The sequence below is a fragment of the Rhodopseudomonas sp. BR0C11 genome, assembly GCF_010820945.1.
GTDB classification, from domain to species: domain Bacteria; phylum Pseudomonadota; class Alphaproteobacteria; order Rhizobiales; family Xanthobacteraceae; genus Rhodopseudomonas; species Rhodopseudomonas palustris_H.
Genome location: NZ_QTKI01000019.1, coordinates 1 through 24,998, shown reverse-complemented (window position 1 = coordinate 24,998; position 24,998 = coordinate 1). Strand labels below are relative to the sequence as shown.

Genomic DNA, 24,998 nt, shown 5'->3' with positions numbered 1-24,998 from the left:
GGGGGCGGTGCCAGATCCCGTGTCCGCCCGGGGCGGCGCGGCGCCCGCCCCGGGATGACGGCTCATGGTACGTGCGATGACATCACCGACCTTCACCCTCCGCCCCTACACCGAAGCCGACGAGGCCCCCGCGATCGCGTTGTGGCTGCGGACCTGGCAACTCGCTTACCCTGCGATCGACTTCACCAAGCGGGTCGATTGGTGGCGCGAGCGTTGGCGCACCGAGCTGGTACCGCAAGCCGCCATCATCGTCGCCGAACAGGGCATAGCGCTGATCGGCTTCGTCACCATCGACGCGGCCGGCTATCTCGACCAGCTGGTGGTCGAACCCGAACACTGGGGCTGGGGTGTCGCCGAAGCGCTGGTCGACGAGGCCAAGCGCCGCTCGCCGACCGAGGTCACACTCAAGGTCAACGCCGACAACTACCGCGCCATCAAATTCTATCGCCGCAACGGCTTCGCAGTCACCAGCGAGGAACTCAACAGCTCCGGCCGGCCAGTGCTGAACATGCTGTGGCGGCCCTGAGCTTCCGCAAGCCGCCGGGAATTGCTAGTCTCATGCGATGACCAAGCTGCTCGATCAAGCGCTGGAAGTGGCCCGCAGTCTTCCTGCCGAACTGCAGGACGATATTGCGCGGGTGGTGCTGCAGCTCACCGGCGACGATAGCGTCGTCGTTGAGCTGTCGGACGACGAGCGGACTGCGATCGAACGCTCGAAAGCCGCGGCTAAACGCGGAGCCTTCGCGTCCGACGAGGATGTCCGCGCGCTGTGGGCCAAGTACGGACTATGAGGCAGTATTAGATTGGCCGACCATCTTCGATTCGAGAAGCGATGTCGTCTAATTCACCTGCTCGGCGAACGAATTCAGCTCGCCACCATTCCGTGGTTTCCACCTCCGGTTCGTACCCCCAACGGGAGAAAGATCGAACGTTGTATTTCACGAGCTGAGCCGTTTGAGCACGCCAATAGTTGGCTTCCGCGCGGAGGCCTTTCGTATAGGTCTGCAGATCCATGAGACCACCTCAAATTGAGTAGGATAACGGCCTAAACGAACCAGGATACTGCGGCTGAATTGCGGACGGAATTGGAGAGCGGAAGGAACGGCCGGACCATTAGGGTTCTCTGAGGACGAGATCATCATCCACGCTGTCCGTCATGCGGCGCGAGATCCGAACCTCCCCAACCGTTCGGGGTAGACGCGAACCTACGCCGCCTCGAACTGCAGCTTGGCGAGGCGGGCGTAGAGGCCGCCGCGGGCGACGAGCTGGGCGTGGGTGCCCTGCTCGACGATCCGGCCGTGCTCCATCACCACGATGCGGTCGCACGACAGTACGGTGGCGAGGCGGTGGGCGATCACCAGCGTGGTGCGATCACGCATCAGCTGCTGCAGCGCGGTCTGCACCAGCACTTCGCTTTCGGCATCGAGCGACGAGGTCGCCTCGTCGAGCAACAGCAGCGGTGCGTCGCGCAGGATCGCGCGGGCGATGGCGATGCGCTGACGCTGGCCGCCGGACAGCGTTACGCCGCGTTCGCCGAGCCGGGTGTCGAAGCCCTCCGGCAGGCGCGAGATGAATTCGGTGGCATGGGCCTGCTGCGCGGCGCGCTCGACGTCGAGCTCGCTGGCGTCATCGCGGCCGAACCGGATGTTGTCGCGCGCGGTCGCCGCAAACACCACCGAGTCCTGCGGCACCAGGGCGATCCGCTCGCGCACCGCCTGCGGATCGGCGGCGTTGATGGCGACGCCGTCGAGCGAGACCGTGCCGGAGGTCGGATCGTAGAACCGCAGCAGCAGGTGAAACAGCGTGCTCTTGCCGGCGCCGGAGGGGCCGACGATCGCAACCTTCTCGCCCGCACGAATGCTCAGCGACAGGCCGTCGAGCGCCAGGAAGTCCGGCCGGGTCGGATAGGAGAAGCTGACATTGTCGAACACCACGTCGCCGCGCACCGGCATCGGCAGCGCCTTCGGCTGCGCCGGGGCCGCGATCTCCGGCTTCACCCGCAGGATTTCGAAGAGCCGTTCGGCAGCACCGGAGGCCGCCGACACTTCGCCCCAGACTTCGCTGAGCTGGCCGAGGCTGGAAGCCGCGAACACCGCGTACAGGATGAACTGACCGAGCCGGCCCGGCGACATGGCGCCGATGGCGACGTCGTGCGAGCCGACCCACAGGATCGCCACCACGCTGGCGAACACGATGAAAATGATGATCGCGGTGAGCAGCGCCCGCGCCCCGGTCGAGCTGCGCGCCGCCTCGTAAGACTCTTCGACCGCGCCGCCGAACCGCGCATTGGCGACGCGTTCGTTGGTGTAAGCCTGCACGGTACGGATCGCGCCGACCAATTCGGCCGCATAGGCCGACGCGTCCGCCAGCGTGTCCTGCGCGTTGCGCGACAGCCGCCGCACCCAGCGCCCGAACGCCACCAACGGAATTACGATCAGCGGAATCGCCGCCAGGACGAAGCCGGACAGCCGCGGGCTCGAGATCACCATCATCGAGATCGCGCCGACGAACAGCAGCATGTTGCGCAGCGCGATCGACACCGAGGCGCCGACGGCGGATTTGATCTGGGTGGTGTCGGCGGTCAGCCGCGAGATCAGCTCGCCGCTGCGGGCGGAATCGAAGAACGCCGGCGACAGTGCCGTCAGATGCCGGAACACGTCGCGCCGGACATCGGCGACGATCCGCTCGCCGATCGTCATCACCAGGTAATACCGGGCCGCACTGGCGGCCGCGAGCACCACCACAACACCGAGCATGACGCTGAAATAGCCGTTGATCAGCTCGACACCTTCGGCGCTGAAGCCGAAATCGATCAGCCGACGCACCGCGACGGGAACCACCAGGGTGGTGGCAGCCGCGACGATCAGGGCGATCAGCGCCAGCGTGGCGCGGCCGCGGTAGCGGGCCACATACGGCATCAGCGAGAGCAGCGGCTTCAGCCGGCTGCGCTTGACGACGGCCGCGACCTCCTCGACCTGGCTCGGATCGGCATCGGCCCGCAAGGTGCCGGTGCGCGGCCCGACGTTCTCGGTCGCCGCGATCGCGTCCAGCGACAAACTGATCGCCGACGCGTCGGAGTTGGAGCTCTGCGGTTTATTCGGTGCCGTCATTCGGAACTGCCAAATCGATGAAAACGCTTTAGCCGGCACCACATAGGCCGCAATGCCCGCGGCTGGCAAATCCGGGACAACCCGGTCACCGGATCGTGTGCTGTGCCTTGTGCATGCGGCGCGCCTGGGATATAGAGCCCGGCAAATTCGCCCGAAATCATCGCGATGCAGGCGCCGGCGAGCGCAAGGGATCACCCATGAAGACCGAAATTCACCCGGACTATCATACCATTACCGTCGTCATGACCGACGGGACCGAGTACCAGACGCGGTCGACCTGGGGCAAAGAGGGCGACAAGCTGAACCTCGACATCGACCCGAAGTCGCATCCGGCGTGGACCGGCGGCACCCAGCAGGTGCTGGACCGCGGCGGCCGCGTGTCGCGCTTCCAGAAGAAGTTCTCGGGCTTCCTCAAGAAGGATTGAGCCGGCGCCGGCTTTTCGCCGGCTGCTCGCCGCTTCTTTCGAGACCCAATACGACAAACGCCCCGCTCGCGCGGGGCGTTTTGCGTTGGCGGATCAAATGGCTGCGGACCTTGGGCGCTGGGGATAACCCGCCGGTCCCCCAAAAATGCCAATGGCCGGGACGAGCCCGGCCACAGCGACTTTAAATCTGATCGGAGCGCTCAGTTCTCGAACGCGGCCTTCAGCATATTGAGCTGCGGCACCAGCGGGTTGCCGAGCGCCGGCGGCTCCGGCGGGGTGTGCATGGTGGAGTCGAGCCGGCGGATCCGGCTTTGCAGGCTCATCGACCGCGCGATCAGCGACTGCAGCTGTTCCGGCAAGCGCTCCAGCACATCGGGCGCGCCCGGATCGGCGGCCGACAGCTTGACCTTGGTCTTTTCGCGGTTGGCCTGGATCAGCGTCATCTCGCCTTCCTTCACGGCGCGGTGCAGCAGCAGCCAGGAGGCGAGCTGCATCAGCCGGGTGGTCAGGCGCATGCTCTCGGTGGCGTAAGTCAGGCTCACGGCGCGGTCGAGCAGCTTGGCCTCCGCGCGGCCGGAGCCGTCGAGATAGGCGGCGGTCTCTTCGACCAGATCCATGCCCTCCCGGAATAGAGCCGTGAACGCTGCCGAACTGGTCAGCCGTTCGCTGAGCACCACCAAGGCGGATTCGCCCTGCGCGACATCAGACATGGTCAACGCCTCACACTACCGAATACTTGTACCGGCTCGCGAAGCTGCGCACCGGCTTATGATGAACAAATCATTACGCCGCCCATGCGTGGAGTCCAGCGGACCCGCGCGCAAAGGTTAACGCAGCTTCAGAGACAGCATTGTGGCGGTCAATGACCAAAGCGTGACGCCGGCACTGCGGACGATACCGAGGCCAAAAAAGAGCCGCCGTTTCCGGCGGCTTTTAAGTTGATAACAGGGAGGCGTCAAAACAGAGTGGACAGGAGCCACTCGGTCCAAAGATGGACATCCACAGTAATAGGCGGGAAAGCTTAATCGCGCGTAAATGAGTGAATTTGTTTACGGTCGATTTGCCATATCCTGGCCGCTAGCAAATGTCCCAGCATGAGACAGCCGCGCACCCTGCTATCAACTTTTCGTTCAAGATTTGAAGATGCGATCCGCTGCTTCGCGGGTGGCGCGCTTCATCGTCAGCGCAGTTTCCAGCCGGGCGATCTCGGCTTGCAGCAGAGCGATCCGCCCGCTGAGTTCTTCGACCGACAGCAGCGACAAATCCTGACCGATGTCGTGGCTGATCTTGGTCCTCGGCTTGTCATCTTCTTCAAGCGCCATGTCGTCCTCGCCCGTTCGTGATCTGCTGCGGTTGCCAGCCGCCCTCCGGCTGTCTAATCACAACCTACTCCGCCAGATGACACCCACCCGCCTCGCCAGCCAAGGAAAAATCATGGAACCGATCCCTTCGCAAATGACCGTGGTTGGGATCAGCAAGCCCGGCGGCCCCGAAGTTCTGCTGCCCGAGACGCGCGACGTGCCGAAGCCCGGCCCCGGGGAAATCCTGGTCAAAGTTGCGGCCGCCGGCGTCAACCGTCCCGATGTGGCACAGCGCTCCGGCAGCTACCCGCCGCCGCCCGGCGCCAGCGACCTGCCGGGCCTCGAAATCGCCGGCGAAGTGGTGGCGCTCGGCGATGGCGCCTCCCGGCACAAGCTCGGCGACAAGGTGATGTCGCTGGTAGCTGGTGGCGGCTACGCGGAATATTGCATCGCCCAGGACGCGCAGGCGATGAAGGTGCCGGCCGCCTATTCGATGATCGAAGCCGGCGCCACACCCGAGACGCTGATGACGGTGTGGCACAACGTGTTCGAGCGCGGCGGCTTGCAGCCCGGCGAAACGTTGCTGGTGCACGGCGGCTCGTCCGGCATTGGTACGATGGCGATCCAGCTCGCGGTCGCGCTCGGATCGAAAGTGATCACCACCGTCGGCTCGCAGGACAAAGCCGACGCCTGCCTCAAGCTCGGCGCCAGCCGCGCCATCAACTACAAGACCGAGGACTTCGTCGCGGCGGTGAAGGAAGCCACCGGCGGCAAGGGCGTCGAAGTGATCCTCGACATGGTCGGCGGCGATTACATCGAGCGCAATTACGACGCCGCCGCGATGGACGGCCGGATCGTGCAGATCGCGTTCCTCGGCGGCGCCAAGGCCAACGTCAACTTCGTCAAGCTGATGACCAAGCGGCTGCACCACACCGGCTCGACGCTGCGGCCGCGCTCCAACGCCGACAAGGCCGCGATGGTCGCGGCGATCGAAGCCAAGGTGCTACCTCTGCTCGAGCAGGGCCGGATCAAGCCGCTGATCGACGGCACCTTCGCGCTGCGGGACGCCGCCGATGCTCACCGCCGGATGGAAACCAGCCAACATATTGGCAAAATTGTGTTGACTGTGTGAATGGGGCTACCCCGGGGGCCGGCGAGAGAGTCTATGTTTTCACTCGCTTTCATGGCATCTATCCGGGGCTCGTGGCGCGCGGGGCCGCGCCATTTGGACTGGTGTGAACGCGGAGAACCGACTTGCGTCTGATCAGATGCCTCGCGCTGCTGGCGCTGGGCGTGATGATGGTTGCGGCTGTCCCGCAGGCACACGCCCTCGATGCCGTCAGCGTCCGCAGCGACGCGCCGGCGATCGACCTCACCGGTGTGCTGGAGCATCTGCACAGCGATAATGATCGCGTTCAGATTTCCACCGCACCCGGCAATGACGGCATCGTCCGCCGCGTCGAGGTGCGCGCCCGCGAGGGCGGCCAGAACTGGGTGGTGTTCGCGCTCGCCAACAACTCCGACGATCAGCTCGATCGTTTGATCGTGGCGCCGCACTATCGGATGGTCGGATCGGGGCTGCTGTGGCCCGACCTCGGCATGTCGCGCATCGCCACCATCACGCCGTCGACCGGCGACCGCCCCGAGCGGCAGGACAGCGCGACCGCCGATATCTTCCGCGTCACGCTCGATCCCGGCTCGGTGATCACCTTCGTGGCCGAGCTGCGCACCGACAAGCTGCCGCAGCTCTATCTGTGGGAGCCGGAAGCCTACAAGGACAAGGTCAACTCGTTCACGCTGTACCAAGGCATCGTGATCGGCATCTCCGGCCTGTTGGCGCTGGTGCTGACCATCCTGTTCGTCGTCAAAGGCAGCATCATGTTTCCGGCCGCGGCGGCGCTGGCCTGGGCGGTGCTGGTCTATATCGGCATTGATTTCGGCTTCTGGGGCAAGGTGCTCGACATGTCGTCGGGCGCCGAGCGGGTGTGGCGCGCTTCGGGCGAAGCGATCCTCGCGGCAACGCTGCTCGTTTTCCTGTTCGCCTATCTCAATCTCAGTCGTTGGCACGTCCGCTATTCGCACATCACGTTGGGATGGCTCGCCTTCCTCGGCTCGCTGGTGGCGCTGGCGCTGTTCGATCCTGCGGTGGCGTCCGGCATCGCACGCATCTCGCTGGTACTGATCGCCTTCGCAGGCTTCGCGCTGATCGTCTATCTGTCGACCCACGGCTTCGACCGCGCGGTGCTGCTGATCCCGACCTGGTTCCTGCTGGTGGTCTGGGTGGTGGCCTCCGGCATGGCAGTGGCCGGCACCGTCACCAACGATATCGTCGGCCCGGCGCTGCTCGGCGGCCTGGTGCTGATCGTGATGCTGATCGGCTTCACCGTGATGCAGCACGCGTTCTCGGGTGGCGGCGCCACCGGCGGGGTGATCTCCGACGTCGAGCGCCGCGCGCTGGCGCTGATCGGCTCCGGCGACCTGATCTGGGACTGGGACGTCTCGGCCGACAAGGTGTTCACCAGCCCTGAGACCGAAGCGCTGCTCGGCCTGAAGCGCGGCGCGCTGGAAGGCTCCGCCGCAAGCTGGCTCGAAGTGCTGCACCCGCTCGACCAGGACCGTTTCCGCGCCGCGCTCGACAGCGTGCTCGACCAGCGCCGCGGCCGGCTGACCCAGGATTTCCGGCTGCGCACTCCGGACGGCCACTTCATGTGGTTCTCGCTGAAGGCGCGCCCGGTGGTCGGCACCGACGGTGAAGTCACCCGCGTGGTCGGCACCCTGACCGACGTCACCGAAATCAAGATCGCCGAAGAGCGGATGCTGCACGACAGCGTGCACGACAACCTCACCGGCCTGCCCAACCGCAAGCTGTTCATCGACCGCCTCGGTGCGGTGGCGAACTTCGCCAAGACCATGCCGGCGTTGCGGCCGACCCTGATGGTGATCGACCTCGACCGCTTCAAGCAGGTCAACGACTCCGTCGGCATCGCGGTCGGCGACTCGATCCTGCTGACGCTGGCGCGGCGGCTGAGCCGCATCCTCAAGCCGCAGGATACGCTGGCACGGATCGCCGGCGATCAGTTCGGGCTGATCCTGCTGTCCGAGCAGGACCCGGCCAAGATCACCGCCTTCGCTGAGACCATCCGCAAGACCATCAAGGCGCCGATCGCGTTCAACGATCGCGAGATCTTCCTCACCGCCTCGATCGGCCTCGCGCTCTCCGACCCGCAGACCCAGCTCTCCGACGAGATCATCAAGGACGCCGAGCTGGCGATGTATCACTCCAAGCGGATCGGCGGCGACCGCATCGACGTCTACAAGCCGGCGATGCGGGCGCGGAAGTCGGACAGGCTGACGCTGGAATCCGAACTGCGCCGGGCGATCGAGCGCAAGGAAATCACCATCCTGTATCAGCCGATCGTGCGGCTCGAAGACCGTTCGATCGCCGGTTTCGAGGCGCTGGCGCGTTGGGATCATCCCAAGCTCGGACGGATGTCGCCGAGCGAGTTCATCTCGATTGCCGAAGAGATCGGGCTGATCGTCGAGCTCGGCACCTTCGTGCTCGACCAGACCGCCAAGCAGCTCTCGATCTGGCAGCGTGCGATGCGCGCCCGCGAACCGATCTTCGCCTCGGTCAATGTGTCGTCGCGGCAGCTGCTGCGCCACGATCTGCTTCACGACATCCGCACCGTGACGTCGCGCTCGTCGGTCGCACGCGGCACGCTGAAACTCGAACTCACCGAATCTCTGGTGATGGAGAATCCGGAGCACGCCGCCCAGATGCTGCAGCGGATCCGCGAGCTCGGCATCGGGCTGTCGCTCGACGATTTCGGCACCGGGCATTCGTCGCTGAGCTACCTGCAGCGCTTCCCGTTCGACACCATCAAGATCGACCAGTCGTTCGTCCGCACCACCAGCCGCGGCACCCGCCCGGTGATCCTGAAGTCGATCATCGCCCTGGCGCACGACCTCGGCATGGACGTGGTGGCGGAAGGCGCCGAAACGGATTCAGATGCGGTGGAGCTGTATCAGCTCGGCTGCGAATACGCCCAGGGCTTCGCCTTCGGCGAACCGATGGACGCCGATGCGGCGATGAAGCTGCTGACCGAAGAGCAACGCCTGGAAGCGGCGAGCTGAGAAACGCCGCTATCGTAAAGTCAGTATGGCGTCATTGCCGGGCTTGACCCGGCAATCCATCACTCTCCGCAAAGAGTCTTCGAAGAGCACCGCATCGGCGCGCGTGACGCGCGCGATGGATGCGCGGGTCAAGCCCGCGCATGACACCGGTTGTAGGGGATGCGGGGTCGTTCGCGGGCGATGACGCCCGTGTGGCGCGGGCGCCGAGCTTCTTAAGCGTGCCCCGCCTCGGCGGACAGCATCCCCGGCTCGATGCCGAGCTTGTGGAGGGCGCGGTCGTATTTGTCTTCGATGTCGTCGCCGAAGATCAGGTCGGCATCCGCGTCGCAGTGTAGCCAGCCGTTTTCTTGGATTTCGTTCTCGAGCTGGCCGGGCGCCCAGCCGGCATAGCCGAGCGCCAGGATGGCGTGCTTCGGCCCGGTGCCGCCGGCGATCGCCTTGAGGATGTCCACGGTGGCGGTCAGACAAATGCCGTCATCGATCGGCAATGTGGCGTCCTTGATAAAGAAGTCGCTCGAATGCAGCACGAATCCGCGGCCGGTCTCGACAGGTCCGCCCCTCAGCACCTTCATGGACTCGGCGTGATCAGGAAGCTTGATCTGCTCGGGCTTCTCGACGATGTCGAGCTGCACCAGCAATTCGGGGAAATCGATGCTGCCCGCGGGGCGATTGACGATGATCCCCATGGCGCCTTCCGATGAATGCGCGCAAATGTAGATCACCGAGCGCGCAAAGCGCTCGTCTTCCATCACCGGCATCGCGATCAGGAGCTGGCCGTCGAGATAGCTGGGCCCATCGCCGCGCGCCTTGCTGGCGGCGGGCTTCTTGGCTGCGCCGGACTTCGGCCTTTTGGATGCAGTCTCCATCAGGGGATCCTCGCGTTGCACCATCATCCTGATATCGGGTGCCGATCCTGTCAATCAATCTCGGGACGCCGAATAGTCGCGGTTTCACCGCCATTTCAGTGGCCCCAGCCTCGCGCAAACTCTAGATACGCCAGATGACCGCAATCGTTCCGTCTCGTGCCGTTCTGTTCGCCGCCGCCGTGCTCGCGGCCACCGCCTGCGGCGCCCGCGCCGACGACGTGTCGCCATGGGTTACCGAGCAACATTCCGCCGTCCGGCTGCTGGCCGGCTCACGTAGCGGCGGCGTGCTGCTGGGTGGGATTGCCTTCCAGTTGCAGCCCGGCTGGAAAACTTACTGGCGCACGCCGGGTGATTCCGGCGTGCCGCCGCGGTTCGACTTCTCCAAATCGGAGAACGTCGAGGCGGTGACGATCCTATGGCCGGCACCGCAGGCGTTTCCGGATGGTGCCGGTGGCACCTCGCTCGGCTACAAGGAGCAGGTCGTACTGCCGCTGCGCATCGTGACCAAACATGCCGACAAGCCGGTGACACTGCGTCTCACTGTTGACTACGCGGTGTGTGAGAAGCTGTGCATTCCGGTGGTGGCGAGCCCTGAGCTGGAATTTGCCAGTGTCGCCTCGACCCAGGACGGTGCGCTCGCCGCGGCGCTCGACACCGTGCCGGTGCCGGCGAGCGTCGGCGACAGCAACCCGGTGACGATCCGCGACGTCGTCCGCAAGGGCGACAAGGACGTCGAAGTCGATGTCGTCGCGCCGACCGGCGCCAAGGTCAGCCTGTTCGTCGAAGGCCCGACGGCCGAATGGGCGCTGCCGGTGCCTAAGGAAATCAAGGGCGCCCCAGCCGGCCTGCGGCGCTTCAGCTTCGCGCTCGATGGATTGCCGTCGGGCGCCCAGGCGGCCGGCGCCGCGCTGAAGTTCACCCTGGTCGGTCCCGACAAGTCCTACGAGTTCAACGTCACGCTCGAATAACCCGGACGCGCGGATCAGCGCGCGCTCCGTCGCTTACGGCCGAGACGGCCGAGCCGATCGGCAAGGAATTCCGACAGCACCTCGACCCGCGCCGGCCGCGGACCGCCGGGCGGCGTCACCAGATGCACCGCGCTCTCGCGCTGGTGCCAGCCATCTAAGATCACTTCGACTTCGCCGGCCGCGATCGCATCACCGACGATGAACTCTGGCAGATCGGCGATGCCGAGCCCGGCGATCACCGACGGCAGCAGCGCCTCGCCGTTGTTGACCCGCAGCGGCCCGCCCGGCCGCACCGCGACCTGATCGCCGGCGTCGTTGGTGTAGTGCCAGGTGTTCGGCGTCGACAGATAGGCGTAGCCGAGGCAGCGGTGCTGGGCGAGATGCATCGGATGCGTCGGCCGGCCGTGCGCCTGCAGATAGGATTTCGACGCCACCGTGTAGCGCGGCATCGCGCACAGCCGCCGCGCCACCAGCGAGGAATCCGGCAGCGTGGCGATGCGGACCCCGGCATCGAAACCGTCGCCGATCAGATCGACCATCGCGTCGGACAGATGCAGATCGATCGAGACGTCCGGATAGGCGGCGAAGAACTCGGGCAGCAGCGGCGCGATCACCTTGACGCCGAACGTCATCGGCACCGCCAGCCGCACCAGGCCACGCGGTGCCGCGGATTGCGCCAGCGCTTCGGCCTCGGCGGCCTCCCCGTCGGCAAGCAGCTGGGCGGCACGCTCGGCGAGCCGGTGGCCGGCATCGGTCAACGCCAGCCGCCGTGAGGTGCGGTTGAACAGCCGCGCGCCGAGCCGAGCCTCCAGCCGGGTCACCGCCTTGGAGACCGTCGCCTTCGACAGCCCGAACTCGGCCGCCACCGCCGCGAACGAGCGCAGCTCGACCACCTTGGCGAAGATCGCCAGCGCTTCGAAGTCCGGAAGCTTGCTCATGGTACCGCTCCGGGTCGTTTTCAGAAACAATGAGTTTCGATCATTTCTATTTATGAAACGATTGGGCATCCTTATTCAAGAGCCAACGCAAGTCACTGGCGCCAACCCGGCGCCCGACATGAGGAGGCTTCAATGATTGAACTCCGTCCCTTCGACCGGCTCGGCGGCGCCGACCATGGCTGGCTCAAGGCCAAGCATCACTTCTCGTTCGCCAGCTACTACGACCCCAACAACATGGGCCACGGCGCCTTGCGGGTTTGGAACGACGACGAGATCGCCCCGGATACCGGCTTTCCGCCCCATCCGCATCGCGACATGGAGATCATCACCTACGTGCGCGACGGCGCCATCACCCACCAGGACTCGCTCGGCAACAAGGGCCGCACCCAAGCCGGCGACGTCCAGGTGATGAGCGCGGGTTCGGGCGTCCGGCACTCCGAGTACAACCTCGAGCCGGAGACCACCCGGATCTTCCAGATCTGGATCGAACCGACGCAAGGTGGCGGCCAGCCGACCTGGGGCTCCAAGCCGTTCCCGAAGGCTGACCGCTCCGGCAAGCTCGTCACCATCGCGTCGGGCTTTGCAACCGACACCGACGCGCTGCCGATCCGCGCCGACGCGAGGGTGCTGGCGACGACGCTGAAGGCCGGCGAGACGGCGACCTACGACGCCGAGAAGGCGCGGCATCTCTATCTGGTCCCGGCCGTCGGCAGCGTCGAGGTCAACGGCGTCCGCGTCAACGCTCGCGACGGCGCCGCGATCCACGGCGAGGCCAAGCTCACCATCACGGCGCTCGCAGACGCCGAGCTGGTGCTGGTCGACGCGGCGTAAGGCCGTGCAGCCTTTCGTCACCCACAAACGTCATGCGCGGGCTTGACCCGCGCATCCATCCTACTTCGCAACTGTTCTCACGAAGAGGATGGATGGCCGGGTCAAGCCCGGCCATGACGGCTAACTAACAACGCAATCACTCCCCACCCCATCACCAACCAAACGGAGACTCCCCATGGCGAAGGTTCTGGTTCTTTACTACTCGGCTTACGGTCACATCGAAGCGATGGCCAACGCGGTTGCCGAAGGCGCGCGTGAGGCCGGCGCGCAGGTCGACATCAAGCGCGTGCCCGAACTGGTACCGCCGGACGTCGCCAAGGCGTCGCACTACAAGCTCGATCAGGCTGCGCCGGTCGCAACTATCGAGGACCTCGCCAATTACGACGCGATCGTCATCGGCACCGGCACCCGGTTCGGCCGCATGGCGTCGCAGATGTCCAACTTCCTGGACCAGGCCGGCGGCCTGTGGGCGCGTGGCGCGCTGAACGGCAAGGTCGGCGGCGCCTTCACCTCGACCGCGACCCAGCACGGCGGCCAGGAGACCACGCTGTTTTCGATCATTACCAACCTGCTGCATTTCGGCATGGTGGTGGTGGGCCTCAACTACGGCTTCGGCGACCAGATGCGGCTCGATCAGGTGACGGGCGGTGCGCCCTATGGCGCCACCACGATCACCGGCGGCGACGGATCGCGCCAGCCGAGCGAAACCGAACTCGCCGGTGCCCGCTACCAGGGCAAGACCATCGCCGAAACCGCCATCAAGCTGCACGGCTAATGACACAAGGGAGGCGTGGCGGGGCGCTCAAGCGCACCGCGCCACGCCTTCCACCCAATTCAATGCAGATGCATGTATCGCATGCCTGCTGCGCTGCAGCGGGGCTACTGCGCCCGCTGCCTCGGCCCCATCTCACATATTGCTAGTGGGGAGACGACGACATGCTCGAGATGGTGTTCATGCTTCAATTGGCGCGCAGCCCGCTGCAGGCGATGGCTAAGCGTTTAGTTTGCAAGAGCCTCAGCATCGCGACCTATGGCAAGCGGCAGTGCCGAAGCTGCACCGGCGCCACGCCGCCGGACGCGGACTGATTTCCACGGGAGTCACCTGAACTTAGCCCGCGCATCAGCGCGCAGTTCAAGCAGCTTTCTCTTTGCCGAATCGAGCGGCCCCGCGCCCTGTGAGGCGTTCATCCGTTTCCCCCTCGGACCAGAAACCCGTCATTGCGAGCGTAGCGAAGCAATCCAGGAGCTCCGTGCACCGAGCCCATGGATTGCTTCGTCGCTTCGCTCCTCGCAATGACGGGCATGATTTCGCGGCGCGGCGGAACGTTGATCGCCGCGAGCGATGGCGGGCCGCGAGCAAGGCCGCAACCCGAATGCCGCTACATCAGCTTATCGAGCGTCAGCGGCAGATCGCGGATGCGCTTGCCGGTGGCATTGAACACGGCGTTGGCAACCGCCGCGCCGACGCCGGTGATGCCGATCTCGCCGATGCCGCGGGCGCCCATCGGCGCGCGCGGATCGGGAATGTCGGTCCAGATCACGTCGATCTCCGGCACGTCGAGATGCACCGGGATGTGATACTCGGCCAGACTCGGATTCATGATCCGGCCGTTGCGCTCGTCGAACTGCGTCTCTTCCATCAGCGCCAGGCCGAGGCCCATGATGATGCCGCCACGGAATTGACTCGCTGCCGTCTTCGGATTGAGGATACGGCCGCAATCGTAAGAGCCGAGGAAACGCCGAACACGGGTCTCGCCGGTGACGCTGTTGACGCCGATCTCGCAGAACAGCGCGCCGAACGAGTGCATCGACCAGTGCATGGTTTCGAGCGGCGCCGAAGCGCTGCCCTCGGCCGAGACGTGATCGCGGCCCGAACGGGTCAGGATCGACACGTAGCTCTCGTGACGCGACGTGTCGTCAAGCTTGGCGAGGCCGCCATTCACTGTGCCGACCTCCTCGGCGCTGAGGCCCGCCAGCGGCGAGTCGTTGCCGGCGAGCTTGAGCAGTTCCTTGATCAGCACGTGATGCGCGGCGATCACCGAGGCGCCGATCGACGCGGTCTGCTGCGAGCCGCCGGCCAGCACCACGCCGGGGAACATCGAGTCGCCATAGGCAAACGTCACCTGATCGCGCGACAGGCCGAGCCGTTCGGCCACCACCTGGGTATGGGCCGTCGCCGTACCCATGCCCATTTCGTGCGCGGCGATCTCGACCTTGGCGCCGCCGTCGCGGGTCAGCGTGATCCGCGCCGCACCGCCCGGCATGCGGTGATACGGATAGGTCGCGGTGGCGCAGCCCATGCCCACCAGCCACTCGCCGTCGCGAACGCTGGCGGCGGTCGGATTGCGCTTCGACCAGCCGAAGCGTTCGGCGCCGGCACGCCACGCCTCCGCGATATGCCGCGACGAGAACGGCGTGCCCTTCAGCGGATCTTCTTTCGGCTGATTGAGAATGCGCAGTTCGACCGGATCGATGCCGAGCGCCACGGCCATCTCGTCGATCGCCGATTCCATCGCGAAGGTACCGACGGACTCGCCCGGCGCCCGCATGAAGGTATTGGCCAGCATGTCGAGGTGTACCGTCTCGACGTCGAGCTTGATGTTGGGCGAGCCGTAACTACTCATCGTCGGCAGGATGAACGGCTCAGGAAACGCGTTCTGGCGCGAGGTCGGGGCGGTGCCGGTGTGGATCAGCGAGACGAAGCGACCATCCGGCTCGGCGCCGATCGCGAAGCGCTGCTCGGTGAGTGTGCGGCCGCCGATCAGCCGGTACACGCCCTCGCGCGACAACGCGATCCGCACCGGCCTGCCGGCGAGCTTGGCGGCCGCAGCGCCGAGCACCTGATGCTGCCATAGACACTTGCCGCCGAAGCCGCCGCCGACGAACGGCGAGGTGACATGGACCTGCTCCTCGGCAATGCCGAACACATCCCCGAGCGACCACGCGGTGTGCTGCACCGCCTGCGAGGCGTCGTGCACGATCAGTTTGTCACCTTGCCACATCACCGTGGCGGCGTGCGGCTCAATCGCATTGTGATTGTGCCGCGGCGTCGAGTAGCGGCCATCGACTCGAACCGGCGCTTTGGCAAACGCCGCTTCGGCGTCGCCTTTCTGGGCCTGGAGCGGCTGCCCCATGAACAGGCCGGGCTCGGTGCCCTTGGCCTTGGCAGCGGCATAACTGGTCAGCGCGGGTTCTGCCTCGTAGGTCGCGCGGATCAGCGAGACGGCGTAATCGGCCTGTTCCTGCGTGTCCGCCAGCACCACGGCGATCGGCTGGCCGTTCCAGTGGATACGGTCGTCCTGCATAATCGGCAGATTGTCACCGCCGCCAGCCTTCTCGGCCGTCATGAACAGCGGCATCGGCTTCATCCGCGGGGCGTTGCGGTGAGTCATCACCAGCGCGACGCCCGGCGCTGCTTCGGCCGCGGCGGTGTCGAGCGTGGCGATCCGGCCCTTCGGCACGGTGCTGAACATCAGCGCGGCATAGAGCATACCGTCGAGCGCGAACTCAGCCGCGAACGGCGCGGCGCCGCGCACCTTCAGCGGGCCGTCGATCCGCGAGATCGATGCTCCGATTGAGCCGTGTTTGGCGCGGATCAAAGGATCGGGATCGCCGCCCGGCATCCAGCTATCGGGCGCGAGCGCGACGGCTTTCTCCATCGCGTCCATCGCGGCACCGCGCACGGCTTGTTTGGCTTCGTTGATGATGCTCATCGGGCATCTCCTGCGAGTTCGCCGAGGACGGCAGTGATCGTTCGTTTGGCCAGTTCGATCTTGAAAGCGTTGTCGCGCAGCGCGACCGCATCGGTGAACTCGGCTTCGGCGGCCGCGCGGAACGCATCCACGGTGGCCTCTTTGCCGCGCAGCGCCTGCTCGGCCTTCAGCGCCCGCCACGGCTTGTGTGCGACGCCGCCGAGTGCGAGCCGGACGTCCTTCACCCGGCCGTCTTCGAGCTCGATCGCGGCCGCGACCGACACCAGCGCGAACGCGTAGCTCGAACGGTCGCGCACCTTGCGATAGGTCGAGCGCGCGGCGATCGGCTGCGCCGGCAGTTCGATCGCGGTGATCAGCTCGCCGGGCTGCAGCACTGTCTCGAGGTCGGGCCGATCGCCCGGCAGGCGATGGAAGTCGGCAAACGGCAGCGCCCGCCTCCCGCCGTGCCCTTCGACATGAACCACCGTATCGAGCGCCGTGAGCGCGACGCACATGTCGGAGGGATGCGTCGCCACGCAGGATTTTGACGCCCCGAGAATTGCGTGATTGCGATTGAAGCCTTCGATGGCGTCGCAGCCCTGCCCCGGATTGCGCTTGTTACAGCGCGAGCCGGCGTCGTCGTAAAAGTAAGTACAGCGCGTCCGCTGCAGCAGATTGCCGCCGACCGTTGCCATATTGCGGATCTGCGCCGAGGCACCCGCCAGTATCGCGCGCGACAGCACCGGATAGCGCCGGCGAACGGCGCGATGCTCGGCGAGCGCGGTGTTGCGCACCGCCGCGCCGATGATGAGGCCACCATCGTCGCGCTCGGTGATTTCCGCCGGCAGGCCGGTGATATCCACCAACGCCGCCGGACGCTCGATCGTCTCGCGCATCAGGTCGATCAGATTGGTGCCGCCGCCGAGAAATTTGGCCTGCGCGGCGCCGCCAAGCCGCAGCGCTTCGGCGACGTCGCCGGCGCGTGAGTAATCGAAGGGAGTCATTCGGCAGCCTCCGCATAGGTGTCGCGGATCGCCGCGATGATGCCGTTGTGCGCGCCGCAGCGGCACAGATTGCCGCTCATGCGTTCGCGGATTTCGTCGTGAGTGGGCGCGATATGGTCGGCCGCCAGATCGCGGGTGACGTGGCTCGGCACACCGCGCTGCAGTTCGGATGCCATGCCGATCGCCGAGCAGATCTGCCCCGGGGTGCAGTAGCCGCACTGGAATCCGTCGTGTTCGATGAACGCCTGCTGCAGTGGATGCAGCCCCGCCTCGCTTGCGAGACCTTCGATGGTGGTGACGTTGCGGCCAGCGTGCTGCACGGCGAGCGACAGGCAGGACACGATGCGTTCGCCGTCGACCAGCACCGTGCAGGCGCCGCAGGCACCCTGATTGCAGCCCTTCTTGGTGCCATGCAGGTTCAGCGTCTCGCGCAGCAGGTCGAGCAGTGAGACCCGCGGATCGGCGGGGACCGGACAGTCCACTCCATTGATGCGGATCGCCGCGGCAGGCGCGACAGTTCGATCAGCGGTCATATGACCTCCTTGAGGACGGGATGAAGCAACGCGCGCGGATCCGTATTCGCGCGCACATTGTGCGGAACGGAAAAATCGCTAACCGCCGAGCGGCTTATTAGTTCGGGGCGTTGGTTGGCGTGGCCGATGCCGCGTAGCCCGGCAGGCATCGATGTGAGATAACGGACCAGCAACTCCTTATACGGAACATTGTTCCGTTTATCAAGAGGTATTCCTGTGCCCGAAAAGCGGCCGCGCAAAGACACCTCAGCGGCCGGTACGCCGCGTCGGGTCCGGGCGGACGCGCAGCGCAATCTGAAGACGCTGCTCGAAGCGGCCCTGGCGGTGTTCGCGACGGCAGGCGTGGATGCGCCGGTGCGCGACATCGCCGAGAAAGCCGGCGTCGGCGTCGGCACGCTATATCGGCACTTCCCTCAGCGATCCGATCTGATCGTGGCGGTGTTCCGCAACGAGGTCGATGCCTGCGCCGACGCAGCCGCAGCCCTGGCAGCCGACTATTCGCCGCTCGAGGCGTTGTCGCGCTGGATGCAGCGCTATGTCGACTTCATCGCGACCAAGCGCGGTTTGGCGGCGGCGCTGTATTCGGGCAATCCGGCCTATGACAGCCTGCCAGTCTATTTCGAACAGCGGCTCCGCCCCGCGCTGCAATCGCTGCTGGATGCAGCCGGCGCGGCCGGCGAGGTTCGCCGCGACGTCGACCCGTTCGATTTGCTCAAGGCAGTGGCGCAGCTCTGCAATTCGGCGCCGGGCGGTGACCCCGACCACACCAGCCGGATGGTCGGGTTGCTGCTCGATGGCCTGCGCTACGGGGCAGCTGGCAGCAAGGCCAGACCAGGTTTTTGAGGAGACGCCTGCGGCCGGCGCCGCTGGGTTTCCACCCCAAACGAAAAAGCGGCCTCCGCAAGGGAGGCCGCTGGCCGTCTTAATCGTCATCGTGCTCGATGATCACACGGCGGCGGGGTTCTTCACGGTATTGCCGGCGAACCACGACGGTCTCATCGGGCTCACGCTCGCGATAGATCCGGCGCTCGCGCACGTACCGATCCTCATGGCCGTAATACGGGCCGTGACTGGTGCCGACGGTGACACCTGCCGGCCCCACTCCGATGCCGACTTCATCGGCGCTGGCCGGCGCAGCGGCGGCGGTGGAAAGAGCCGCCAGCGCGGCGGCGGTGATGGCAATCTGCTTGATCATCGTGTCGCTCCATGCCGAATGGCGATGTTGAGCCAATTCGTCGCAGGCAGCTTCGTTCCGCCAAAGCAAAGCGGCTGCCGAGCGGGCAGACACGAGATCGGGGAAGATGGAGTTCGACGATGCTGGGGAATGGTGGGCGCGACAGGGATCGAACCTGTGACCCCCTCGATGTCAACGAGGTGCTCTCCCGCTGAGCTACGCGCCCTCAGATCGTCTTCACGGGTGGCGTCCCTATATCGGCTCCGAGCCGGTCAGGCAAGGACACCAAAGCAGGATTTCGACGCCAATTTTACGCGGCCAGCATCTTATTCACTTCGCTGACCAATTCCCGCAGGTGCACCGGCTTGGCCAGGACCTTGGCGTTCTTCGGCGCGTCCGAATCGGAATTCAGCGCCACCGCGGCGAATCCGGTGATGAACATGATCTTGATGTCGGGATCGAGTTCGGAGGCGCGGCGCGCCAGCTCGATTCCGTCCATCTCCGGCATCACGATGTCGGTCAGCAGCATTTCGAACGGCTCTTCGCGAAGCCGCTGGTAGGCCGACATGCCGTTGTCGAACGAGGAAACCTGGAAGCCGGCGTTTTCCAACGCCTTCACCAGGAAGCGGCGCATGTCGTTGTCGTCTTCGGCGAGGAGAATTTTGTGCATGGTGGCTGGAACTTCAAATCCGGGCGAGGAAAACCGATCGATCCAGTTAGACCGAAGTCTGGTAAATTTCGGGTGAAATTCCCGTCGCCCATCAAGTGAGGAAGTGGGGATAATCCTGCGCCCGATCGGGCTCTGAATCAACAAATCCGCAAGCGGGCACTTTTGTTCGGCTCCGGCGTTTTCGACACCGCTCTCTGGAATGATTTTGCTTGGCAGCGCCGGCCCTATTGCCGACAATACCGCTCACCAAATCACCAGATGCGCTGTCGCAGAGGCAGGAGACGGGCGGATTTGACGAGTGGCGGACGACGATGACCGAGTTCGACGGTGAGTTCTCCCCCGCCTTCGAGATCGCCGAACCGGCGGTCTGGCGCGCCCCGATTATTTTCAATTCGCCGCATTCCGGCTCGGTCTATCCGAACGCCTTCCTGAACGCCTCGCGGATCGATCTCGAAGCGCTGCAGCGCTCCGAAGATTCGTTCATGGACGAGCTGATCGGCCACCTGATCCACGACGGCTTTCCGGTGGTGCGGGTGCATTTCCCCCGCTCCTATATCGACGTCAATCGCGAGCCCTACGAGCTCGATCCGCGGATGTTCAACGGCCGGCTGCCGAGCTTTGCCAACACCCGCTCGATGCGGGTCGCCGGCGGGCTGGGCACGATCCCGCGCGTGGTCGGCGACGGCCAGGAGATCTACCACGAGCGCATCCATATCGACGACGCGCTCGGCCGGATCGAGACGCTGTACAAGCCGTATCACCGCGCGCTGCGCCGGCTGATCAACCAGGCGCACCAGCAGTTCGGCTCGGTGCTTCTGGTCGACTGCCATTCGATGCCGTCGGTCGGCATCTCGCGCGACGAGCCGAAGCGACCGGATGTGGTGATTGGCGACCGCTACGGCACCAGCTGCTCGCCGCTGATCGCCGCCGTGATCGAAGAGACGATGGCGGCGCGCGGTTATTCGACCGGCCGCAACAAGCCTTATGCGGGCGGCTTCATCACCGAGCATTACGGCAACCCGGCCACCGGGCTGCACACCGTCCAGGTCGAGCTCAACCGGGCGATTTATATGGACGAACGGCTGCGGCTGCGCAGCGACCGCTTTGCTACCGTAGCCGAGGATTTCAGCCGCCTCGCCGAGAGGCTGTCCGAGATACCGCTGGACGATCTCCGCCCGTTTCAGGCGGCTGCAGAGTAGCTGGCTGGCGGACCCAAGTGCCGTTTTGCCGCTTATCCGCGTCAATCGGCGAATCGCGCTCCTAAATTCACGGGAACCGATTCAGCCGGAATTAACGTGGAACCCGCAATCTTCAGTTGTGAACCCCAAACCGCAGGCTATCCTGGGAGAACAACGTGAAGCGTCTTGTTCTGAAATTCTTGTCGGAAGAATCCGGCGCCACCGCCATCGAATACGGTCTGATCGCCGCCGGCATCTCGCTCGCGATCATCGCCGCAGTCACCGGGCTCGGTGACAAACTGAATTCCACTTTCACGTCGGTGAAAGACGGCCTCACCGGCGGCGGCTAGCAGACGGTCGATCGCGTCAGGACTGCACCTTTAAGAAGCCGGGCTCCACGGCTTCTCAACGGCGTTCTCACCTGCCGCTCTCCGACCTGATGCAGGCCGAGAGAGGGATGGTGCGGCCGAGAACCGCCGACGAACACCGGCGATCAGGTGGCTGCTGGCGAAGCGCAAGCGGCCACCGAAGAGCAGACAGCGCCGCTGGCGCTGCCGAGCCTCGATCCAAAGAAAAGACAATCCAAAAAGAAAAAAGGGCCGCTTGCGATGGCAAGCGGCCCAAGTCTAGGGAGGAAACGCCCAAGGAGGGCAGCGATAGCGCGAGGCGCTACCGCACCGCAACAATATGCGACCGCGCCGCACAAAGCGCAAGTGTTTTCAGGCGATTTTCCATGCAAAAAACGCATGTCAGAGCACCGTCCACGCCGCGGAACTGCTGAAATTATTTGAGACAGATCAATGAGATGAATGAGGTCGCGACCAAAGCCCGCACCGCATCCTCGGGCGATTCCGAGCGGTCTTGTCGCACCTAGTTCCCGCAGCGCCGCTAGCCGCTTCAAAGCTGTGAGTGCGGCTTATTGCCGATGATTCAGACTATGGACCGGGAGTCACCCGCCATAATAAAGGAGCAAGGGTTCGGCCGCTCCCGTCTAAGATGGTGGCGCGGTTCCATGTCCCGCCCGCAATGCTCGCAAAGGATCGCTCCGTGACGGTCATCGATTTCGCCGCCTTTATCGGCCGCCTTGCGACCTCGTCGGGCGACACCATCCTGCCGTTCTTCCGCACCACGCTGACGATCGACAACAAGCAGCCCGGCCGCGATTTCGATCCGGTGACCGAAGCCGATCGCGCCGCCGAAGCGGTGATGCGCCGGCTGATCAAGGCGAGCTTTCCCCAGCACGGCATCATCGGCGAAGAGTTCGGCAACGAGCGCGAAGACGCCGATTACGTCTGGGTGCTGGACCCGATCGACGGCACGAAGTCCTTCATCGCCGGCTTTCCGGTGTGGGGGACGCTGATCGCGTTGCTGCACAAGGGCGCGCCGGTATTCGGCATGATGCATCAGCCTTTCATCGGCGAACGCTTCTCCGGCGACAATGGTTCGGCGACGTACAAAGGCCCGTCCGGCGAGCGCAAACTCGGCGTACGCCGATGCGCCGCTATCAAGGACGCGGTGCTGTTCACCACCTCGCCGCTGCTGATGAACGACAGCGACCGCGGCATTTTCGAGAAGGTCCAGGCCGAGGCGCGACTGACCCGCTACGGCGGCGACTGCTACTCCTACTGCATGCTGGCCGCCGGGCAGCTCGATCTCGTGATCGAAACCGAGCTGAAGCCCTACGACGTCGCCGCGCTGATTCCCATCATCACCGGTGCCGGCGGCATCATCACAACCTGGGACGGCAAGCCGGCGCAGAATGGCGGCCGGATCATCGCGGCGGGCGACAAGCGCGTGCACGAAGCCGCAATGAAGATCCTCAACGCCTGAACCACGCTTTAGCGGTCATACCCGCAGTCCTTCGATCAGCGCCCGCAGTACAGCGAGGCAGCTCTCGCGGTCGCCTCCTTGCGCTATTTCGAGCGCGGCGCGATCGAACGCGGCGCCGAGCAGCTTCGCGGCCGCCTCGACCGGAATCGGCGCGATCGCCTGCTGTTCGATCGCCGCCGCCAAGCCCTCCTGCAGCGTCCTGACGCCGTGCCGCGCATCGATGGCATCGGCCTCGGCGCGGCCGAGCACCGCGGGCGCCTCGATCAACAACAGTCGCGTGCGGCCCGGCACGGCCATCGCAGCCAGATAGGCTTCCCCCCCGGAGATCAAAGCCTCGAGCGGTGGGCCGTCAGCAGCGCCAGCCTCGACCTCCGTGGCGACGGCCGCGGATTCGGCCTCGACGACCGCCCGGAACAGCGCCTGTTTGTCGGCGAAGTGGTGATACAGCGCACCGCGCGTGACGCCCGCGGCCTGCACCAGATCCGGCGTGCTGGTCTCCGCATAGCCGCGAACCACGAATGCCTCGCGGGCCGCTGCGATCAAGGCCGCCTGGGTGGCACTGGCCCGTTCGGGGTTGGTGCGTCGCTTCGTCGCCTTCATACATACAGCCTGCATGTTTTATACATACACACTGTATCTTTTTGTTGGTGAGGAGGAAAGCGATGCGATCGACCAGCTACTACCCGGTGATCATGACGTCGAACGTCGCCGCGACGGCGGCGTTCTACTGCCGGCATTTCGGCTTCCGTCCGCTGTTCGAAGCCGACTGGTACATGCACCTGCAGTCGGCCGAAGATCCTGCCGTCAATCTGGCGATCCTCGACGGCCAGCATGCGACGATTCCCGAAGCTGGCCGCGGTCAGGTGTCAGGCCTGATCCTGAACTTCGAAGTCGACGATCCGGACCGCGAGTATGCCCGGCTACAGCAAGCTGGGCTGCCGATCCTGCTGTCGCTGCGCGATGAGGATTTCGGCCAGCGCCATTTCATCACAGCCGATCCGAACGGCGTGCTGATCGACATCATCAAACCGATTCCGCCGAGCGCGAACTACGCGGCGCAGTATGCAGGTGGCGCCGCTGCCGCACAGCCATGAGCGAAGCACGGGTTGCGTGAGGCTCGGCGAGTGTGCAATCTGCGGCAGTGTTCGATCCATTTCTCCTCATCATCGCTGCGGTCTTCGCGTTCGCCGGCTTCATCAAAGGCGTGATCGGTCTCGGTCTGCCGACGGTGTCGATCGGACTGCTCGCCGTCGCCATGCCGCCGGCCCAGGCGGTCGCCATTGTGATCGTGCCGGCGATCGTCACCAACATCTGGCAAACCTTCGCCGGCAGCTATCTGCGGGACATCCTGCGCCGGCTGTGGCCGCTACTCCTCGGCACCGTGATCGGCATTCGCCTCGGTGCCGGGCTGATGACCGGCCCCTATGCCCGCTACGGGTCGCTGGTGCTCGGCGTGCTGCTGGTCGCTTATGGCATTCTCGGCCTCAGCAAACGCAGCTTCCACGTCGCGCCGAACCGCGAGAAATGGATCGGCGGTCCGGTCGGGCTGATCACCGGGGTGATCTCGGCGGCGACCGGCGTGCAGGTGATTCCCTCGATGCCGTATCTGCAGGCGATCGGGATGGAGAAGGACGAGCTGGTCCAGGCGCTCGGCGTGTTCTTCACCACCGCGACGCTGGCGCTGGCCGTCAACCTCACCGACGCGGGCCTGCTGTCGACCGCCACCGCCCTGCCGGGCCTGGTCGCGCTGGCGGCCGCGTTCGCCGGCATGTTCGGCGGCCAGGCGGTGCGCACCCGGATGCATCCAGACACATTCCGGCGCTGGTTCCTGATCGCCCTGATGGGGCTCGGCCTGTATCTCGCCGCCACCACCCTGGTGAAGCTAGTCGGCTAGTAGCGCGTCCTCGGTCAGGCGCGCGACAGCGCCACCCGGATGCCGAGCGCCACGAACAGCGTCCCGAGACCGCGATTGATCCAATGCAGCACCGAGCCGGAGCGGCGCAGCCGATCCGCCGCCCGCGCCGCGAAGGCCGCGAGCGCCAGGCAATACAGCGTGCCGTTGACCACGAAGATCAGCCCGAGCACCAGAAACGCCAGCGCCTTGTTGGACGCGTCGGCGGCGACGAACTGCGGCAGGAAGGCGAGAAAGAACAGCGCCACCTTGGGGTTCAACACATTGGTGAGCATGCCCTGGCGAAACACCGAGCCCAGCGACAGCGTCGGGGCAGCGCCTGCGGTTGCGGTGAAATCGCTCGGCTTCGACAGCAGCATGCGCAATCCCAGCCAGATCAGATAGGCGGCGCCGACCCATTTGAGCCCGCTGAACGCCAGCGTGGACGCCATC

At 65.3% G+C, this 24,998-nt stretch carries 27 protein-coding genes and 1 tRNA gene; 15 read left to right on the top strand and 13 right to left on the bottom strand.

Annotated elements, in window-relative coordinates:
* The first annotated feature begins 76 nt into the window (after nucleotides 1-76).
* Both DYI24_RS03440 and DYI24_RS03435 read left to right on the top strand, forming a co-directional pair.
* Nucleotides 77-526, top strand: coding sequence for a GNAT family N-acetyltransferase (locus tag DYI24_RS03440; protein WP_164571255.1), 450 nt, complete (start codon nucleotides 77-79; stop codon nucleotides 524-526).
* Between the two features lie 37 nt (nucleotides 527-563).
* Nucleotides 564-791, top strand: a complete 228-nt coding sequence (locus DYI24_RS03435; protein WP_164571254.1) for a hypothetical protein — start codon at nucleotides 564-566, stop codon at nucleotides 789-791.
* A 414-nt stretch (nucleotides 792-1,205) separates the two neighbouring features.
* On the opposite strand, the gene DYI24_RS03430 is transcribed toward DYI24_RS03435, so the two are convergent.
* Nucleotides 1,206-3,110, bottom strand: a complete 1,905-nt coding sequence (locus tag DYI24_RS03430; protein WP_107343076.1) for an ABC transporter transmembrane domain-containing protein — start codon at nucleotides 3,108-3,110, stop codon at nucleotides 1,206-1,208.
* Between the two features lie 197 nt (nucleotides 3,111-3,307).
* Here DYI24_RS03430 and rpmE point away from each other — a divergent pair, with 197 nt between their 5' ends.
* Nucleotides 3,308-3,535 (top strand): 50S ribosomal protein L31, encoded by a 228-nt coding sequence (gene rpmE / locus DYI24_RS03425; protein ID WP_011156453.1) that lies wholly within the window; start codon nucleotides 3,308-3,310, stop codon nucleotides 3,533-3,535.
* 200 nt (nucleotides 3,536-3,735) lie between these two features.
* On the opposite strand, the gene rcdA is transcribed toward rpmE, so the two are convergent.
* Both rcdA and DYI24_RS03415 read right to left on the bottom strand, forming a co-directional pair.
* A complete protein-coding gene (gene rcdA, locus DYI24_RS03420; RefSeq protein WP_107343075.1) occupies nucleotides 3,736-4,245 on the bottom strand; it encodes a protease adaptor protein RcdA in 510 nt (169 codons plus the stop codon).
* A 420-nt stretch (nucleotides 4,246-4,665) separates the two neighbouring features.
* Nucleotides 4,666-4,857 carry a DUF1192 domain-containing protein gene (locus tag DYI24_RS03415; protein WP_107343074.1) on the bottom strand — a complete coding sequence of 64 codons (192 nt, stop codon included), beginning with the start codon at nucleotides 4,855-4,857 and terminating at the stop codon, nucleotides 4,666-4,668.
* 112 nt (nucleotides 4,858-4,969) lie between these two features.
* Between DYI24_RS03415 and DYI24_RS03410 the strand changes: the two genes are divergently transcribed.
* Together DYI24_RS03410 and DYI24_RS03405 are read left to right on the top strand one after the other, a co-directional pair.
* Entirely contained in the window at nucleotides 4,970-5,968 is a 999-nt protein-coding gene (locus DYI24_RS03410) for an NAD(P)H-quinone oxidoreductase (protein WP_011156450.1), read from the top strand.
* A gap of 122 nt (nucleotides 5,969-6,090) precedes the next feature.
* On the top strand, nucleotides 6,091-8,970 hold the full coding sequence (locus tag DYI24_RS03405; protein ID WP_107354345.1) for an EAL domain-containing protein: 2,880 nt from the start codon (nucleotides 6,091-6,093) through the stop codon (nucleotides 8,968-8,970).
* A gap of 212 nt (nucleotides 8,971-9,182) precedes the next feature.
* Here the strand turns inward: DYI24_RS03405 and DYI24_RS03400 are convergent, their stop codons facing one another.
* Entirely contained in the window at nucleotides 9,183-9,836 is a 654-nt protein-coding gene (locus tag DYI24_RS03400; RefSeq protein ID WP_107346435.1) for a YqgE/AlgH family protein, read from the bottom strand.
* A 134-nt stretch (nucleotides 9,837-9,970) separates the two neighbouring features.
* Here DYI24_RS03400 and DYI24_RS03395 point away from each other — a divergent pair, with 134 nt between their 5' ends.
* The gene (locus DYI24_RS03395) at nucleotides 9,971-10,804 is read left to right on the top strand and encodes a protein-disulfide reductase DsbD domain-containing protein (RefSeq protein ID WP_164571253.1); all 834 of its coding nucleotides are present in this window, start codon (nucleotides 9,971-9,973) and stop codon (nucleotides 10,802-10,804) included.
* Nucleotides 10,805-10,818: 14 nt separating this feature from the next.
* Here DYI24_RS03395 and DYI24_RS03390 read toward each other — a convergent pair whose 3' ends face one another.
* Nucleotides 10,819-11,742 carry a LysR family transcriptional regulator gene (locus DYI24_RS03390; RefSeq protein WP_164571252.1) on the bottom strand — a complete coding sequence of 308 codons (924 nt, stop codon included), beginning with the start codon at nucleotides 11,740-11,742 and terminating at the stop codon, nucleotides 10,819-10,821.
* Nucleotides 11,743-11,874: 132 nt separating this feature from the next.
* Between DYI24_RS03390 and DYI24_RS03385 the strand changes: the two genes are divergently transcribed.
* From DYI24_RS03385 to DYI24_RS27990, 3 genes are all read left to right on the top strand, one after another.
* Nucleotides 11,875-12,573 (top strand): pirin family protein, encoded by a 699-nt coding sequence (locus DYI24_RS03385; RefSeq protein WP_164571251.1) that lies wholly within the window; start codon nucleotides 11,875-11,877, stop codon nucleotides 12,571-12,573.
* 175 nt (nucleotides 12,574-12,748) lie between these two features.
* A complete protein-coding gene (wrbA, locus tag DYI24_RS03380; protein WP_012494572.1) occupies nucleotides 12,749-13,348 on the top strand; it encodes an NAD(P)H:quinone oxidoreductase in 600 nt (199 codons plus the stop codon).
* Between the two features lie 161 nt (nucleotides 13,349-13,509).
* Entirely contained in the window at nucleotides 13,510-13,659 is a 150-nt protein-coding gene (locus DYI24_RS27990; protein ID WP_193528685.1) for a hypothetical protein, read from the top strand.
* Between the two features lie 293 nt (nucleotides 13,660-13,952).
* Here the strand turns inward: DYI24_RS27990 and DYI24_RS03375 are convergent, their stop codons facing one another.
* The 3 genes from DYI24_RS03375 to DYI24_RS03365 are packed head-to-tail and all read right to left on the bottom strand — an operon-like array spanning nucleotide 13,953 to nucleotide 17,802.
* On the bottom strand, nucleotides 13,953-16,232 hold the full coding sequence (locus tag DYI24_RS03375; RefSeq protein ID WP_205523345.1) for a xanthine dehydrogenase family protein molybdopterin-binding subunit: 2,280 nt from the start codon (nucleotides 16,230-16,232) through the stop codon (nucleotides 13,953-13,955).
* A 50-nt stretch (nucleotides 16,233-16,282) separates the two neighbouring features.
* Nucleotides 16,283-17,269: an FAD binding domain-containing protein gene (locus tag DYI24_RS03370; RefSeq protein WP_164571249.1), complete on the bottom strand. Its 987-nt coding sequence runs from the start codon at nucleotides 17,267-17,269 to the stop codon at nucleotides 16,283-16,285.
* A complete protein-coding gene (locus tag DYI24_RS03365) occupies nucleotides 17,266-17,802 on the bottom strand; it encodes a (2Fe-2S)-binding protein (RefSeq protein ID WP_164571248.1) in 537 nt (178 codons plus the stop codon). Before DYI24_RS03365 ends, DYI24_RS03370 begins: the two co-directional genes overlap by 4 nt.
* Nucleotides 17,803-18,018: 216 nt before the next feature.
* Here DYI24_RS03365 and DYI24_RS03360 point away from each other — a divergent pair, with 216 nt between their 5' ends.
* Entirely contained in the window at nucleotides 18,019-18,645 is a 627-nt protein-coding gene (locus DYI24_RS03360; RefSeq protein ID WP_164571247.1) for a TetR/AcrR family transcriptional regulator, read from the top strand.
* A gap of 79 nt (nucleotides 18,646-18,724) precedes the next feature.
* Here the strand turns inward: DYI24_RS03360 and DYI24_RS03355 are convergent, their stop codons facing one another.
* From DYI24_RS03355 to cpdR, 3 genes are all read right to left on the bottom strand, one after another.
* Nucleotides 18,725-18,997: a hypothetical protein gene (locus DYI24_RS03355; protein ID WP_107343063.1), complete on the bottom strand. Its 273-nt coding sequence runs from the start codon at nucleotides 18,995-18,997 to the stop codon at nucleotides 18,725-18,727.
* A 130-nt stretch (nucleotides 18,998-19,127) separates the two neighbouring features.
* A tRNA-Val gene (locus DYI24_RS03350) sits at nucleotides 19,128-19,202 on the bottom strand.
* Between the two features lie 84 nt (nucleotides 19,203-19,286).
* The gene (cpdR, locus tag DYI24_RS03345; RefSeq protein WP_011156442.1) at nucleotides 19,287-19,646 is read right to left on the bottom strand and encodes a cell cycle two-component system response regulator CpdR; all 360 of its coding nucleotides are present in this window, start codon (nucleotides 19,644-19,646) and stop codon (nucleotides 19,287-19,289) included.
* A gap of 311 nt (nucleotides 19,647-19,957) precedes the next feature.
* Here cpdR and DYI24_RS03340 point away from each other — a divergent pair, with 311 nt between their 5' ends.
* The 3 genes from DYI24_RS03340 (at nucleotide 19,958) to hisN (ending at nucleotide 22,654) form a co-directional block, all read left to right on the top strand.
* Nucleotides 19,958-20,845, top strand: coding sequence for an N-formylglutamate amidohydrolase (locus DYI24_RS03340; protein ID WP_107343062.1), 888 nt, complete (start codon nucleotides 19,958-19,960; stop codon nucleotides 20,843-20,845).
* Nucleotides 20,846-21,000: 155 nt separating this feature from the next.
* Nucleotides 21,001-21,174 (top strand): Flp family type IVb pilin, encoded by a 174-nt coding sequence (locus DYI24_RS03335; protein ID WP_107343061.1) that lies wholly within the window; start codon nucleotides 21,001-21,003, stop codon nucleotides 21,172-21,174.
* Between the two features lie 697 nt (nucleotides 21,175-21,871).
* A complete protein-coding gene (gene hisN, locus DYI24_RS03330; RefSeq protein WP_164571246.1) occupies nucleotides 21,872-22,654 on the top strand; it encodes a histidinol-phosphatase in 783 nt (260 codons plus the stop codon).
* Nucleotides 22,655-22,669: 15 nt separating this feature from the next.
* Here hisN and DYI24_RS03325 read toward each other — a convergent pair whose 3' ends face one another.
* A complete protein-coding gene (locus DYI24_RS03325; RefSeq protein ID WP_164571245.1) occupies nucleotides 22,670-23,254 on the bottom strand; it encodes a TetR/AcrR family transcriptional regulator in 585 nt (194 codons plus the stop codon).
* Nucleotides 23,255-23,316: 62 nt separating this feature from the next.
* Between DYI24_RS03325 and DYI24_RS03320 the strand changes: the two genes are divergently transcribed.
* Together DYI24_RS03320 and DYI24_RS03315 are read left to right on the top strand one after the other, a co-directional pair.
* The gene (locus tag DYI24_RS03320) at nucleotides 23,317-23,748 is read left to right on the top strand and encodes a VOC family protein (protein ID WP_164571244.1); all 432 of its coding nucleotides are present in this window, start codon (nucleotides 23,317-23,319) and stop codon (nucleotides 23,746-23,748) included.
* A gap of 32 nt (nucleotides 23,749-23,780) precedes the next feature.
* Entirely contained in the window at nucleotides 23,781-24,548 is a 768-nt protein-coding gene (locus tag DYI24_RS03315) for a sulfite exporter TauE/SafE family protein (RefSeq protein WP_164571243.1), read from the top strand.
* A gap of 14 nt (nucleotides 24,549-24,562) precedes the next feature.
* On the opposite strand, the gene DYI24_RS03310 is transcribed toward DYI24_RS03315, so the two are convergent.
* A partial coding sequence (locus tag DYI24_RS03310; protein WP_164571242.1) for a LysE family translocator occupies nucleotides 24,563-24,998 on the bottom strand: 436 nt, incomplete at its 5' end.

Coding starts and splice junctions, on each gene's coding strand:
- DYI24_RS03320 (WP_164571244.1), top strand. CDS start 23,317: ATGCGATCGACCAGCTACTACCCGGTGATCATGACGTCGAACGTCGCC.
- DYI24_RS03390 (WP_164571252.1), bottom strand. CDS start 11,742: ATGAGCAAGCTTCCGGACTTCGAAGCGCTGGCGATCTTCGCCAAGGTG.
- rpmE (WP_011156453.1), top strand. CDS start 3,308: ATGAAGACCGAAATTCACCCGGACTATCATACCATTACCGTCGTCATG.
- DYI24_RS27990 (WP_193528685.1), top strand. CDS start 13,510: ATGCTCGAGATGGTGTTCATGCTTCAATTGGCGCGCAGCCCGCTGCAG.
- DYI24_RS03325 (WP_164571245.1), bottom strand. CDS start 23,254: ATGAAGGCGACGAAGCGACGCACCAACCCCGAACGGGCCAGTGCCACC.
- DYI24_RS03430 (WP_107343076.1), bottom strand. CDS start 3,110: ATGACGGCACCGAATAAACCGCAGAGCTCCAACTCCGACGCGTCGGCG.
- DYI24_RS03365 (WP_164571248.1), bottom strand. CDS start 17,802: ATGACCGCTGATCGAACTGTCGCGCCTGCCGCGGCGATCCGCATCAAT.
- cpdR (WP_011156442.1), bottom strand. CDS start 19,646: ATGCACAAAATTCTCCTCGCCGAAGACGACAACGACATGCGCCGCTTC.
- DYI24_RS03340 (WP_107343062.1), top strand. CDS start 19,958: ATGACCGAGTTCGACGGTGAGTTCTCCCCCGCCTTCGAGATCGCCGAA.
- DYI24_RS03355 (WP_107343063.1), bottom strand. CDS start 18,997: ATGATCAAGCAGATTGCCATCACCGCCGCCGCGCTGGCGGCTCTTTCC.
- DYI24_RS03415 (WP_107343074.1), bottom strand. CDS start 4,857: ATGGCGCTTGAAGAAGATGACAAGCCGAGGACCAAGATCAGCCACGAC.
- wrbA (WP_012494572.1), top strand. CDS start 12,749: ATGGCGAAGGTTCTGGTTCTTTACTACTCGGCTTACGGTCACATCGAA.
- DYI24_RS03385 (WP_164571251.1), top strand. CDS start 11,875: ATGATTGAACTCCGTCCCTTCGACCGGCTCGGCGGCGCCGACCATGGC.
- rcdA (WP_107343075.1), bottom strand. CDS start 4,245: ATGTCTGATGTCGCGCAGGGCGAATCCGCCTTGGTGGTGCTCAGCGAA.
- DYI24_RS03375 (WP_205523345.1), bottom strand. CDS start 16,232: ATGGAGAAAGCCGTCGCGCTCGCGCCCGATAGCTGGATGCCGGGCGGC.
- DYI24_RS03410 (WP_011156450.1), top strand. CDS start 4,970: ATGGAACCGATCCCTTCGCAAATGACCGTGGTTGGGATCAGCAAGCCC.
- DYI24_RS03400 (WP_107346435.1), bottom strand. CDS start 9,836: ATGGAGACTGCATCCAAAAGGCCGAAGTCCGGCGCAGCCAAGAAGCCC.
- DYI24_RS03370 (WP_164571249.1), bottom strand. CDS start 17,269: ATGACTCCCTTCGATTACTCACGCGCCGGCGACGTCGCCGAAGCGCTG.
- DYI24_RS03435 (WP_164571254.1), top strand. CDS start 564: ATGACCAAGCTGCTCGATCAAGCGCTGGAAGTGGCCCGCAGTCTTCCT.
- DYI24_RS03395 (WP_164571253.1), top strand. CDS start 9,971: ATGACCGCAATCGTTCCGTCTCGTGCCGTTCTGTTCGCCGCCGCCGTG.
- DYI24_RS03440 (WP_164571255.1), top strand. CDS start 77: ATGACATCACCGACCTTCACCCTCCGCCCCTACACCGAAGCCGACGAG.